General features: G+C 54.3%; 14 protein-coding genes and 2 tRNA genes. 8 read left to right on the top strand and 8 right to left on the bottom strand.

The features are described from left to right. Positions 1 to 13: 13 nt before the first annotated feature. From GVI59_RS04895 to ppa, 3 genes are all read right to left on the bottom strand, one after another. Positions 14 to 994 (bottom strand): Lnb N-terminal periplasmic domain-containing protein, encoded by a 981-nt coding sequence (locus GVI59_RS04895; protein ID WP_173573179.1) that lies wholly within the window; start codon positions 992 to 994, stop codon positions 14 to 16. Next, positions 994 to 2,892 carry an esterase/lipase family protein gene (locus GVI59_RS04890; protein WP_173573178.1) on the bottom strand — a complete coding sequence of 633 codons (1,899 nt, stop codon included), beginning with the start codon at positions 2,890 to 2,892 and terminating at the stop codon, positions 994 to 996. Before GVI59_RS04890 ends, GVI59_RS04895 begins: the two co-directional genes overlap by 1 nt. 227 nt (positions 2,893 to 3,119) lie before the next feature. Then, a complete protein-coding gene (ppa, locus tag GVI59_RS04885; protein ID WP_077811460.1) occupies positions 3,120 to 3,644 on the bottom strand; it encodes an inorganic diphosphatase in 525 nt (174 codons plus the stop codon). A 131-nt stretch (positions 3,645 to 3,775) separates the two neighbouring features. Between ppa and GVI59_RS04880 the strand changes: the two genes are divergently transcribed. The 6 genes from GVI59_RS04880 (at position 3,776) to GVI59_RS04855 (ending at position 8,247) form a co-directional block, all read left to right on the top strand. Beyond that, positions 3,776 to 3,849: transfer RNA gene (locus tag GVI59_RS04880), tRNA-Ile, on the top strand. 96 nt (positions 3,850 to 3,945) lie between these two features. After that, entirely contained in the window at positions 3,946 to 5,625 is a 1,680-nt protein-coding gene (gene ettA / locus GVI59_RS04875; protein ID WP_173573177.1) for an energy-dependent translational throttle protein EttA, read from the top strand. A 266-nt stretch (positions 5,626 to 5,891) separates the two neighbouring features. Next, the gene (locus GVI59_RS04870; protein WP_173573176.1) at positions 5,892 to 6,437 is read left to right on the top strand and encodes a GNAT family N-acetyltransferase; all 546 of its coding nucleotides are present in this window, start codon (positions 5,892 to 5,894) and stop codon (positions 6,435 to 6,437) included. A 342-nt stretch (positions 6,438 to 6,779) separates the two neighbouring features. Then, positions 6,780 to 7,373: a phage tail fiber protein gene (locus GVI59_RS04865; protein ID WP_173573175.1), complete on the top strand. Its 594-nt coding sequence runs from the start codon at positions 6,780 to 6,782 to the stop codon at positions 7,371 to 7,373. A gap of 80 nt (positions 7,374 to 7,453) precedes the next feature. Next, entirely contained in the window at positions 7,454 to 7,927 is a 474-nt protein-coding gene (locus tag GVI59_RS04860; protein ID WP_173573174.1) for a hypothetical protein, read from the top strand. Between the two features lie 14 nt (positions 7,928 to 7,941). Next, positions 7,942 to 8,247, top strand: a complete 306-nt coding sequence (locus tag GVI59_RS04855; RefSeq protein WP_173573173.1) for a hypothetical protein — start codon at positions 7,942 to 7,944, stop codon at positions 8,245 to 8,247. 126 nt (positions 8,248 to 8,373) lie between these two features. Here the strand turns inward: GVI59_RS04855 and GVI59_RS04850 are convergent, their stop codons facing one another. The 4 genes from GVI59_RS04850 to hemE all read right to left on the bottom strand — a co-directional run bounded on the left by GVI59_RS04850 (position 8,374) and on the right by hemE (position 11,152). After that, positions 8,374 to 8,850, bottom strand: coding sequence for a Spy/CpxP family protein refolding chaperone (locus tag GVI59_RS04850; RefSeq protein ID WP_242012952.1), 477 nt, complete (start codon positions 8,848 to 8,850; stop codon positions 8,374 to 8,376). A gap of 144 nt (positions 8,851 to 8,994) precedes the next feature. After that, the gene (gene hemJ, locus GVI59_RS04845; protein WP_173573314.1) at positions 8,995 to 9,435 is read right to left on the bottom strand and encodes a protoporphyrinogen oxidase HemJ; all 441 of its coding nucleotides are present in this window, start codon (positions 9,433 to 9,435) and stop codon (positions 8,995 to 8,997) included. Positions 9,436 to 9,440: 5 nt separating this feature from the next. After that, the gene (locus GVI59_RS04840) at positions 9,441 to 10,142 is read right to left on the bottom strand and encodes an HAD family hydrolase (RefSeq protein ID WP_173573172.1); all 702 of its coding nucleotides are present in this window, start codon (positions 10,140 to 10,142) and stop codon (positions 9,441 to 9,443) included. 2 nt (positions 10,143 to 10,144) lie between these two features. Next, positions 10,145 to 11,152: a uroporphyrinogen decarboxylase gene (gene hemE, locus GVI59_RS04835; protein ID WP_232877346.1), complete on the bottom strand. Its 1,008-nt coding sequence runs from the start codon at positions 11,150 to 11,152 to the stop codon at positions 10,145 to 10,147. Between the two features lie 462 nt (positions 11,153 to 11,614). Here hemE and GVI59_RS04830 point away from each other — a divergent pair, with 462 nt between their 5' ends. After that, the gene (locus tag GVI59_RS04830) at positions 11,615 to 12,262 is read left to right on the top strand and encodes a Maf family protein (RefSeq protein WP_173573170.1); all 648 of its coding nucleotides are present in this window, start codon (positions 11,615 to 11,617) and stop codon (positions 12,260 to 12,262) included. Positions 12,263 to 12,356: 94 nt separating this feature from the next. Continuing rightward, positions 12,357 to 12,432 (top strand) — tRNA-Ala (locus GVI59_RS04825). Between the two features lie 328 nt (positions 12,433 to 12,760). Here the strand turns inward: GVI59_RS04825 and GVI59_RS04820 are convergent. After that, positions 12,761 to 12,982 (bottom strand): hypothetical protein, encoded by a 222-nt coding sequence (locus GVI59_RS04820; protein WP_173573169.1) that lies wholly within the window; start codon positions 12,980 to 12,982, stop codon positions 12,761 to 12,763. Between the last annotated feature and the right edge of the window lie 156 nt (positions 12,983 to 13,138).

Here is a 13,138-nt window from a genome sequence, read left to right as displayed (position 1 = left end):
ACATACCGGCATTCTACTCTTCCTGTTTTTCCAGTGTGTTCTCACGGATTTCCTGCGAATAATCCGCGTCCGGACGCGCTCCCTCCGGACGGCGGATACGGCTCATCTTTTTCAAGGTTGGAAAATCGTATTTCTGATCCAGAAAGCCAAGATCATATGCCAGAGAGGCAGTATAACCGCTGAGCAGAACCCGCCAGTCAAGACGATAACGCCAGCGTGCATCAGCACGTTGCAGAATTCCGGTCGTGCAGTTGTCTGTCAGCGTGTTGTACCACTGGGGATGTGTGTTCAGACTGTGAATTTCAGTGAGATAACTGAGAAACAGACGCCGTTCTGTCTCCGACGCCAGTTGCAGATGATAAAGATAGACACGTTCCTTACGGATATCGGTCCTGACGCCGATCAGGTCGCGTTCATCGGCTGTCACATAGAACAGCTCATAATGATGAAAGAAACCGGCGATGGTCGAATAGGAAAAGCGCTTCTGTCTTCTGGTTTCGATCGAAATCGCCAGATGTCGGCCATCACTGAAGCCGAATGACAGGAAAACATGGGCGATGGCGTCACCGGCCCAGTAGGATGTGACAAGATCAACCCCGGACAACTTGTCGAGATCATAGTCAGCATCATAGTAAGATGGTGTGTAATCACTCTCGGTTTTGTAAGTAAAATTCCTCACATGACTGACATGTACCATGTGCCCATCAAGCTGCGTATCAGCCGGAATGGCGTATTCACCTGCCCAGATACGGTCATTACGAGGCGGATCGGTCAGATACCATCCCCAGAAACCCACCATGAGAAACGTACAGCCGAACAGCCTGATTTTTCCATTCCACCGAAGGCACGCCAAGAAGAGAACAGGAAAAAGAACAGCAAGGCCGGCCCGCAACCAGTCAGGGAAAATGGTCGAATACCAGAACGCCGCCGTGCCAAACAGCAGCATCACGCCGCAGGCCAGATAGCAGAACCATCGTCCGACTTTCTTGCTCATTATTTCCAGCTTCTCTCAGTCGGCACATATTCGCCACCGATATGCACGATATTCCTTTTCTCCATATCGCCCGAAGGTGGTTTGTCACTGGACGTTTCCATAATCTGCCGAAACAGGATACGTCGGACTTCCGCAATCGTCACGGGATTCGACTGGGTGGAATGCTCGGAGTGTTTCACAACCAGTTCGGAATTGACGTAGGGCACATGAGCACTTTCATAATCCACGACACCGTCGCTGGCAGTTGGTGACGGCCCGTTTTCCGTCACGGGGATGATGGAATGCGCCTCGACCTCCGGAGCAACTTCAATCGCGGCAAGGGACTGGATGAAACTGCTCTGCGGCGACATGCCGTAAACACTGGCCACCCGCCAGGGGCTCATATCCAGTCGCAACGCATCGTCGGCCTGAACAAGCTGGTTCAGAACATGCGTAACTGTAAAAGGAAATGTTATCATCCTGCCCAGAAAGCGTGATACGGAAAGCGTCGCCAGATAGCTGCCATGCTGCGGGGTCGAGATGAACACGACGTTCTTCACCTCCGGCATCACGGACGGAAACAGGGCTTCTCTCAGCAGGTCTCTGGTTTTCATCGTCAGATCCAACCGATCGAGAGGCACGGAAACCATCCCATCCCAGAGACGGTTTCCGGCATTGATCACCAGCATCTTGGAGAGCAGTCCGCCCTGACTGTGGCCGATCAGGGTGATGTGACCAAGCGCCGGGTCCGCCTGCACGCCACCAAGGTTATGGATGGCTTCCTGCAATGATTCCCTGAGTTGAATGGCGGAATACGGGATGGGATTACCCGTGCTGTAAGAGAAAACCCAGAATTCAAAATGTTTGCGGATTTCCCGGTCCGCCAGCAGATCATTGATCATGTTGGCCCAGCGTCCGGCGCTGGACGCGGTGCCATGGACCAGCACAACCGGCATGCGGCCCTTCTTGTGCGGTTCGATCGCAGCAAGCTGAAGCCGTTTGTGGTCGTCAAAATAACGACCATTCAGAAATCCGATATATTCCGCGGACCAGTCGACCGACTCACTCAGGCTGATGGCGCGGGCAGTGGTGGGATCATACTGTAACGGAACCTGATGGCTGTCTTCGCGACGTTCCACAGCATTGTCACTGGCCGTCAGAATCAATCGGCCTGACATATGATCGGACAGGACCTGTTCCCTTGCATGGTCAATCTTCATGAAAAGGCTGACCGGAACGCGCATCTTGTCCGAAATCTGGAAGGAGTGTGTCTCCCCCGCGTTCATCTGCGGAATGGCGGCAAGCGGCTCCCCCAGCCCGGGTTCGGTATAGATGTTGTTCAGTCCGCTGACCGTAAAACGGGCTGTCGGGCGGAAATCCGTCAGAGTATGGCCATGCCAGTTCAGGTCGTCAGGATTGGCCTGCAACTCCAGCCGTCCGACAGGCAGCGTCCAGACCTGCGAACCTACTCTGGCCGGGGAGCCGAGCGCCTCTGTCAGGGCCAGCATGTAGAGATCGCACGCCTGACGGAAATGCTCGTCATACGGGCTGGGGCGCTCTCCCTCCGGCGCGTCCGGCGACAGATAGGCGTAGGCATATAGAGCTGCCGTCATGAACAGAGCCGGATCATGGTGACGGCGCGCCAGCAGATAGTTCAGTTCCGCCAGAGCAAATATCTGGGATGAAACATCATCGGAATAGAACCCTGTCTGCGTTGCCGCCCGGAGGGAGGCAAGCGCCTTTTCAGGCTGTGTTTTCCAGACTGAAAGCAGGTTCTGTCGTTGCAGAACCGTATGGGTCGAGGCGCTGAACTGATCGGTCGCCAGAGCGCTGCGGGTACGCGCCCTGTAAGCATCGACCAGACTGAGACGGTGGATGGAAACCGGTGAACAACCTGAAAGCACTAATAGAACAGACATCCCCGCAACCGTCCGCCACACACCTTTCCGCCTCAAACTTCCTGCTCCCTGCATCAACCCGACCTGCCATATTCAGTATGTCGTTACCCTGACCTCACGCACTCTGACCACATACAGCACATCAGTTCTGATGTTCCGAACCTGTCACGGAAACCGGCTGGCCAAAAAAACACCCTGCCTCCAAACCGGAAGCAGGGCGTATCAGTCACCGAAGTCGTAAGGAACGATTACTTCTTCGCGGCCTCAAGAGACGCCTTGATGATCTCGCCAGCACGGGCCTTGTCGCCCCAGCCGGTGACCTTCACCCACTTGCCCTTCTCCAGATCCTTGTAGCGCGTGAAGAAATGCTCGATTTCCTGAATCAGGATCTCGGGCAGATCCTCGATCTTCTCGACCTTGGAGAACTGCGGGTGGATCTTGTCGTGCGGCACGCACAGGATCTTCTCGTCCTGACCGGCCTCGTCTTCCATCAGCAGCACGCCGATCGGACGCGCGCGGATCACGCAGCCCGGAACGACATTGCGCGGTGTGAGGACCATGGCGTCAGCCGGATCACCATCAGCGGCCAGCGTGTTCGGGATAAAGCCATAGGCTGCCGGGTAAGCCATCGGCGTGAACAGGAAGCGATCGACAAACAGCGCGCCGCTTTCCTTGTCGATCTCATATTTGACGGAAGACCCCTGCGGGATCTCGATCACGACGTTGATGTCGTTCGGCACGTCCTTGCCGGGGGAAAGTTTCGAGACGTCCATCGTCCTGCTCCATATGGATAAATTGCGGGCGAAGCGTAGCCCTGCGCCGCTTTCTTGCCAAGACAGACATATTTCCTTGCACTGGACGCTTGCAAAATGGGTTGGGTTGCGCGAATTGAAAAGCCGCCTGCGCGCCCGTAGCTCAATTGGTTAGAGCGGGCCGCTCATAACGGCTTGGTTGCGGGTTCAAGTCCTGCCGGGCGCAGGCGTCTCCATCGGCCGGGTTAAAACCCGTTCGATGTTCGCCCTCTCTGGCCATCTCAGGGCCGGTCCTTCCATTACTGTCACGGAGTTTCGTCTCATGGCGCCATATCAATATGTCTATGTGATGAAGGACCTGACCAAGTCCTATCCGGGCGGTCGTGAAGTCTTCAAGGGCATCACCCTGTCCTTCATGCCGGGCGCCAAGATCGGTGTTCTCGGTGTCAACGGCGCCGGTAAATCGACCCTGCTCAAGATCATGGCCGGGATCGACAAGGAATATGGTGGCGAGGCCTGGGCCGCTGAAGGCGTAAAGGTCGGTTACCTCGAACAGGAGCCGAAACTCGACCCGAACCTGACGGTCGGTGAAAACGCCGCACAGGGTTTTGGCGACCTGAAGAAGGCGGTGGATCGCTTCAACGAGATTTCCGCCAAATTCGCCGAGCCTATGGACGAGGACGAGATGACTGCGCTCCTCGCCGAGCAGGCCGATCTTCAGGAGAAGATCGACGCCGGTGACGGCTGGGAACTCGACCGCAAGCTGGAAATCGCGCTTGACGCGCTGCGCTGCCCGCCTGCCGACAGTCCCGTGGACAAGCTGTCCGGTGGTGAGCGCCGTCGCGTTGCGCTGTGCCGTCTGCTGCTGGAAAAGCCTGATCTGCTGCTGCTTGACGAACCGACCAACCATCTTGACGCCGAGAGCGTGGCCTGGCTCGAAAAGACCCTGCGTGACTACGAAGGCACCGTCATGGTCATCACCCATGACCGTTACTTCCTCGACAACGTGACCAACTGGATCCTCGAAATCGAGCGCGGTCGCGGCTATCCGTTTGAAGGCAACTACTCCTCCTGGCTGGAACAGAAGCGCAAGCGTCTGGCGCAGGAAGAGAAGGAAGAGAGTGGCCGTCAGCGGGCTCTTGCGGCCGAGCAGGAGTGGATTGCCTCCAGCCCGAAGGCCCGTCAGGCGAAGAGCAAGGCCCGTATCACCAAATACGAAGAGCTGCTGGCCAAGAGCAACGAAAAGGCGAACGGCACGGCGGAAATCGTCATCACCCCCGGCCCCCGTCTGGGCAATGTGGTGATCGAGGCGGAAGACCTGACAAAAGGCTTTGGCGACCATCTGCTGATCGACAAGCTGAACTTCAAGCTGCCGCCGGGTGGCATTGTCGGTGTGATCGGACCGAACGGTGCGGGTAAGTCCACGCTGTTCAAGATGATCACCGGACAGGAGCAGCCGGACAGCGGCAAGCTGACCATCGGTGATACGGTTGAACTCGGTTATGTCGACCAGTCCCGCGACAGTCTCGATGACAACAAGACTGTCTGGGAAGAGATTTCCGGCGGCACGGATGTCATCTATCTCGGCAAGCGTGCGGTTGCCTCCCGCGCCTATGTCGGTGCGTTCAACTTCAAAGGCGCCGACCAGCAGAAGAAGGTCGGCATCCTTTCGGGTGGTGAGCGTAACCGTGTTCATCTTGCGAAGATGCTGCGCAAGGAAAGCAACGTCATCCTGCTCGATGAGCCGACCAACGATCTAGACGTTGATACGCTGCGTGCGCTGGAAGACGCGCTGGCTGAATATCCGGGCTGCGCCGTTATCATCTCCCATGATCGCTGGTTCCTTGACCGTCTGGCCACGCATATCCTCGCCTTTGAGGGTGACAGCCATGTCGAATGGTTCGAGGGTAACTTCCAGGCCTATGAGGAAGACAAGAAGCGTCGTCTGGGCGATGCCTCGGTCGAGCCGAGCCGGATCAAGTATCGTCCGCTGGCGCGATAAGCCGGGCTGCAGGGTAGGGAGTTTTACGGGGCGTTGGCCCCGTGCCCCACAAAGGGACTGTGTCCCTTTGATCCCGACCTGCTTTTTTATCCTGTGAAAGTAAAAGCAGAATTTTTCTGTCGAGAGTGTTTCTGTGTAATTGCTGAACGGCTCTCCCCCTTAAATCATCCCAAAATTTTTATTGTTCATAATCAACACGCCGACACCAAAATTCTGCCGGTTTCCGTTTTACAAATTCACGTCAGGGTGTTTCTGATAGATCATCCATGAGCCTTCATATCCTCCGCACTGCCCGCCTCACACTGACGCCAGTTTCCTGGCGCGACATGGAGGACATTGCACGCCTCAAGGCGGATGGCGGCGCATTCGCCATGATGCTCGGTGGTGTGCGCAATCGTCAGCAGGCGGAAGCGGAGATGGTGTCAGACATCACCTTCTGGGCGAAACACGGTACCGGCATGTTTGCCATCCGCGAGAACGGAAGACTGATCGGCATTACGGGCGTGCATGAACGACCGGACGGGCGGGGTGCCGCTCTGAGGTTCGCCATCTATCCATGGGCCTCCGGACGGGGGCTCGCACGGGAAGCGGCGGCGGCGGCGCTCCGTCACGCGCATGCTGCGGGCCTGTCCCGTGTGGTGGCCGTCGCACGGGACAGCAATATCGCCTCCCGCAAAGTGCTGGGGGGCATAGGCATGAGGGTCTGTGACCATTTCATGCGCGGCGGACATGAAATGCTGGTGTTCGAGAGCGTGACCAGCAAAGCTCCGCTCTCGTCGCGGGAAACGGATGGGAGAATATCTTCGCTTTAGAGAGAAATGCTTTCTGAAGAGGCTGGCAGTTTTCCGCTGGAAAGCCTTTCCAATAGCGTTTTTCTATATTTTCTTTGAATATGAATACTACAAAATAAAAACAGTTATCTGTGTTTGATAATCAGGAATACCCTGTCTTCTTTCATTTAAATGTAGGACAGGTCAGTGACTTCAAGCGAGGGGATGTTCTTCTTGTGGATCATGCTCACCTGTCCTTCTGATTTTATCAGGAAGACAGCAGTTCCCACACCCCGCCCCTTCCGCAACTGATGTGGGGACGTTCATAATCCCCGGACAAAAAATCATGAGCATACGCTCTGGAATATATAAAAGAGAAAATCATTGTCATTTTTCAAAGGATATTTAGGTCTTCTGGTGACTGGTCCGGCTGCTGTCGCCATGGAAACCGCAGGGGGAGGCTATGCCAGACAATCCATAGCCTTCACCTCTCTTGGAGATGGACGACGCACGTTGTCTGTTTCTCAGTCCTGCAGTTTTGGTTATGCAACCACCGACTGGGGTTCTGTAACAGCCCTGGCTCTTTACGCTGACAATACGGCGACTTCAGAGCCTCTTGTTGCATGGTCGGTCTCACCTCGCACGATCAGCGTGGGACAAACATATTCCGTAGCTTCTGAATATTTATCCTTACTGATTCAGCGGGAAGGATTTTTCTCGGCTAATGATCAGATCGGAACCACGGAAAGTGGCACCGCTCTTATCGCTCGCCAGCCAGTCTCTATTTCCGCCGGCGTGATGACACCTGCCATGGCAGGCAGCACTTCGACGTCCGGTTCTGATGGTGACTCCCTTACATTATCCCAGCTCAATCAGGTTCTGTCTCAGTTGATGCAGGGGTTACCCACTTCTGACCCGGGAGATGGAACCTCTCTCTGGCTGAACGCCAATCTTCTGTCTCTGTCTGTAAAAAGCTAGAATAAACTTTCCTGTTTATGCAATCACATGAACGGGCTTTTCTCTGATATAATTTCAAATATAAAAAGAAAATTTCATTCATGTCCGACAGTCACAATGCTTATACAGAAGACAAGTTTCCGCTCATTCCTGAAAACGGCATTGATCCCCGTGAATTTGCTAAAAACAACGCCACAGCGACAACTACAGGATTCACCTTCCAGTCGGGTTCCGGGTCATCTTCAGGCACAACAGGGAATACGACTGCTCCCGTAAAAATCATTACAAATCCAGGAAGTCTTCTGCAGATTACTTTTCCTGAACAGGGTGACATGACCTACGACATCACACCAAACATGCCACTCACCCTGTCTCTGGCTGGCGGAACAACAGGTATCCTGCAACGCCTTACCGTTATCCTTCATCAACCTGGTGAGGGCGGAATTGCTGTCTCCTTACCTTCCGCTCATTACAAGGATGGAGCAAAGCCTGATGTCAGTCTTGAAGCAGGAGCCACGACCATCATCTCCTACATCACCGATGATGGTGGGAAAACGATTTACGGCGGACTCTAAAAAAGAAAAAATTTATGGATATAACAACACTTATCAATAACATACTACAATTCATACCGCCTTCCTATCTCGCCACGACAACTGCAATCATTTCTTTTATCATAGCAACCTGCGCCCTGATCATGCGCTTCTGGAAACCTCCTTCGAAAGAGTCCCGCTGGATCGGCATCTATCACATTGTCAGCGCTGTGGGGCAGGCACGGGGATGGAACGCCAGCGCCTATCAGCCCGACAGAAAAGCAATCATGGTTCCCACCTCAAAAGATCGTTCAGAAGTTGCGGAAAACCTTGGTCTTGATGTCAAACAGACCCGGCCCTGAATAGAGATTCAAACAAAAAATCCCTTTCCTTATTATAAAGGAAAGGGATTTTTCTAATACGTAATCAATCCGTTCGGACAGATCTATCTAAACGGATGAAAATCACTCAGACAGTTCAGAGAACGATTATTCGTCACCCTTACTGTCAGCATGCTCGATAGCATGGATCTGATCCTGCAGGGCACGTATCTTGTCATGACGATCTTTCGCAGCAGAGATCTGCTCAGCCGTCAGAATGTCATGCACCTTGACGGCCGTCGCCTCACGCGCGGCATTCTGCTTGGCGTCCAGAGCATTCTGTTCCGTTACCAGGGCATCCAGTTTCGCCTGATCAACCTTGCCCGGCGTCAGCATGATTGCTTCAAACTGGTCGTGAAGATCATGCTCCTGCTTGCGCAGGGCCTTCATGTCTTCATGGCCCTGCCTGAAGATCTTCTTGACCGAATCCTTCTGTTTGGCAGTCAGGTTCACTCCCTCAAGGAAGGGAAGTCCACCCGGTCCACAGCCATGTGGGCCCATGGGAGGCTGAGGCTGGGCATGAGCCTGACCCATAGCCATCGCACCAACAGTCATAACAGCAATCAGAAAAGAACTACGTGACATAATCACCATCCATTCTTCAAACGGGAGAGACCTGTTGCTCTCCGTTTTTCTGAGAATGAGAAGACCAATGATACGTGTCAAAAAAATCGCAACTTTGCTACGAAATGTAAGGCTATTCTATCCGTTTGATGAAAGACGCCTTTATTAAAATGGTTTAACAATCACCATGATAACAATAACCATCATGAGAACTGTCGGCACTTCATTCGCTATTCTGTAAAATCGTTCCGAATGCGTATTTCTGTCGCAGGCAAACTCTTTGCGCCATCGGGCGCAGAAGCCGTGAAAAATGAACATGCAGACAAGAGCGGCAACTTTCACATGCCACCAGCCGTAGGACCAGCTTATCACGCCCGGAATACTGACAAGAAGCATTCCAAAAAGCAGGGAAGACACCATAGCCGGGGTCGTAATCGCTCGCAGAAGGCGACGCTCCATGATCTTGAAACGTTCACTCTCCTCGGAACCTGCCGCAACCTGACAGTGATAGACAAACAGTCTGGGCAGATAAAAGAGCCCTGCCATCCAGGCCATGACCGACATGACGTGAAACGCCTTGATCCACGGATACCATGGCAGCAGCATTTCACTCACGACGCGTCTGCTTTGTTCTGTTCATCCAGAACATTCCCCAGCAGAACAGGCAGTTCGGACAGGGCATTGATCCTGACCAGCCCCGGCCATACAGGAATGGGGGCCGGTTCAGCCCTCAGAAGAACACAGGCCATCCCTGCCGCAAGAGCCGCTTTCGCTCCTGTATCGCTGTCTTCAATGACAACACAGTTCGCAGGAGGGACGCCTTCCTCTTCCGCCGCCTTCAGATAGACAGCGGGATCAGGCTTGGGCGCGTGCATGTCGGTTGCCGAGTGGATACGCCCCTCCAGCAGTTCAGCCAGACCACTTGTGCGGAATTTCGCATTCATCTCCAGCATGGATGAATTCGATCCGACCCGAACCGGGAGTCCTAGGGCCGCAACCTTTTCCAGCATCTCCCGCGCACCGTCGATCATATCGACGGACACAGTGAAGGACTCTACAAAACGATCCCTCATGAGAATGGGCCAGTCCTGCGGAAGGGCGGTGTCGGTCCTCTCCTCGATTTCCTTCTTCAGAAGCGTCAGAGCCTTGCCGCCAAACTGCGTCATGGCTTCTGCGTCTGTAATATCCCACCCGGCCTGACGGGCGTCTTCAGCAATCAGACGGCAGCTTGTGCCTTCGCTGTCGATCAGCACACCATCGCAATCAAAAATGACAAGCTGTAACTGGCCGTCGGAAGCAAGCGCGGATGTCATGGTCAGACGGTCCGCAATGCTGCGATCAGGTCACCGACATGTTCGGTCGGCGTCTCGGGCAGAACGCCGTGACCCAGATTGAACACATGAGGACGACCTCGACCGGCCTCCCGGATCGCCAGAGCTTCCTGCAACATGGCTTCACCGCCAGCCAGCACGGCAACCGGATCAAGATTGCCCTGCAGCACCAGATCGGAACGGACCTGCGAAGCGACCGTGGTCAGATCGGCGCCGGTATCGAGCGCCATCGCGTCCACGCCTGTTTCCCGTGCATATTCTGGAGCCATGACGCCGGCGAGCCTAGGGAAACCGATCACCGGCACGTCCGGATAACGGTCTTTCAGAAATTTCACGATCTGGCGCGTCGGGTTGATGACATGACGGCGGAATTCCCGCGGAGGCAGCAGTCCTGACCATGAGTCGAACAGCATCACCGCCTGTGCGCCTGCCTCGATCTGATCCGCGAGCATGGAAGCTGTCGTTTCGGTAAGAAGATCGATGAGGCGATCAAACAGCGCGGGATCACGGAACGCCATCAGACGGGTCTGGGCAAATTCCTTCGAACTGCCGCCATCGACCATGTAGCAGCTCACCGTGAAGGGAGCGCCGGCAAAACCGATCAGCGTGACGGTATCAGGTTCGGCAATGCCAACCTGCCCTCCAAGCGCTTTCCGCACCCGTCTCAGTGTTTCCGCGACGGGCGCCGTACGCTCCGGAATGCGCTTCGGGTCCAGCCTGTCCAGATCGGCCCGACTGCGGATCGGAGTGAGCACAGGGCCGCGTTTTTCAATGAATTCCAGAGATTGTCCCATGGCCCACGGCAGCACGAGAATATCCGAGAACAGAATGGCCCCATCCATGGCGAAACGGCGAATGGGTTGCAGCGTGATTTCCGTCGCCAGTTCCGGCGTCATGCAGCGTGTCAGGAAATCGGCCTTTTCCCGAAGCGCCCGGAACTCCGGCAGGAAACGCCCAGCCTGACGCATCAGCCAGACTGGCGGTGGCCACATCGCCTCGCCCTTCAGTGTGCGAAGAAGTCGTCGGTTCTCATCGGTTCCGTATGGGGCGTTCACTATCCGTCTACCGTCCGTTTCATCAGTCCCTCATCTCTAACGAATAAAAGAAAATAAAGAAATGATGAGGTTTCTATAGGGGGTGTGTATGTCGGGGTACCCACCTTTCCGAAAATGTACCCCAGTTTTCCCCGACTGTGTACAGAATGTATCCTCGCGGAAAATAAGGGTTTTCGAGAGTTATCCAGAAAAACCCCCAGAAGCCCTGTGTACAACTCACAGTGTCGGGTGAAGACTCACTTGTCCACGGTACTCGGTACTCATTGTGAAGAGGCCAGGTACTATCCCCATGTACCCCAGTACCGCACAAAGTACTCGGTACAGTACTCACTGAAGTACTAACGGTATGAATGATGGATTATCCTTGTTCAGCTCAGCGGAATGGAAGGCGCAGGAAAAATGATCGACTCGAGTACTGGTGAATATGAAGTACTGACGCCTCCCTGTTTCTCTCTGGTTCTGGCCAGCGGTTCCTCTGCACGACAGGCTCTGTTGAGGGACAGCGGTATTGCTTTCACTGTTAGAACGCAGGCGATTGATGAGTCTCTCCATAAGGAAGAAGGTCGTCAGGCCGGCGAGAGTGCCGCCAGCGTTGCTCTTCGTCTGGCGGCTGCAAAAGCACAGGTGGTCAGTCGTGAAGCCGACCAACATAACGCCTTTGTCATAGGGGCGGATCAGATGCTGAGCTGTGAGGGAGAATGGTTCGACAAGCCGGACTCCCGGCAGTCCGCCAGAGCGCAGTTATGTCGCCTGAGAGGAAAGACACACTTTCTTCATAGTGCGGTCGTGCTGTGCAGGCGGGGGGAAGTCGTCTGGTCGCATGTAGAAGAGCCGAATCTGGAGATGCGCGATTTTTCTGATGCGTTTCTTGATGCCTATCTTGAGGCGGAGGGAGAGGCCTGTTTAGCGAGTGTCGGCGCTTACAGGCTTGAGGGACCGGGTATCCAGCTTTTCAGCCGGATTGAGGGGGAATATTCCGCCATTCTGGGTCTGCCGTTGCTTTCCCTGTTTGAAGTGCTTCGCTCGCAGGGCGTGCTTCCCGGTTAATCAAGGACGTGGGCATTAAAGGGCTTGTCACGGGCACACCAACAGGATATATGCGCGTCACCCGGACGGTCTGTCACTGACAGGACGTCCTGATGGGGCCATAGCTCAGTTGGGAGAGCGCCTGAATGGCATTCAGGAGGTCGTCGGTTCGATCCCGATTGGCTCCACCAGATTTTCTGGTAATATCCAATAAAATCAAATAGATTTGCGGCAAGATCATAATCTTGCTCTGTATTGTGTCGCTCTTATGGACATAATCGGAGCGCTGTTCCGAGACATGAAAAAAGTTTCGGGCCCTGATCTGCGCCGGAATATTCTGAAACAGCTGTCAGGCTGACGTCACGAACCTTTTGCTCTTCGATGACTATCGCGTGCGCACTTGCGGGCCAGAGTTGATGATCTGCAAGACAAGAACCGCGCAAGTTGGGGTTGCTTTTACTACATGGCAGCTTACGCGGTGTAATGAGAAGTATTGCCAGCACCGGGCCTGACAGTCTTTCATTCGACTGGATGGTGATCACCACTCATGTTCGTTCCGACAGTCCGACATGTTTTCTGCTTGATCGACAGGGCGTGCTTCAAACCATGAAACGCGACCCGGATGGACCATGCTTCTGGATTGATCCGCATCTCTACAAGCTGTTGCATTTGCAAAATTACTTGGATGAGATTGGGACCGTCTGAAAAGATGGACTGATAAAGACCTTCTCTGGTCGCCATTCGTGACGCTGCTGACTTCCAGTGCTTCTCCTGAAGCAGATTCCGTTGTGACCGTCTTTAACATATCAGACGGCTCTCTGTGATACGGTCGAAATATTATCGAACAGATCATTCGGGTTCCTCGTGAAAACCAAACTTTTTTACCGTGAAAAGCCT

This window comes from Acetobacter sicerae (assembly GCF_011516765.1).
Classification (GTDB): domain Bacteria; phylum Pseudomonadota; class Alphaproteobacteria; order Acetobacterales; family Acetobacteraceae; genus Acetobacter; species Acetobacter sicerae.
Note: the sequence above shows the minus strand (reverse complement) of the source record. Positions and strands in the feature narration are given on the sequence as shown.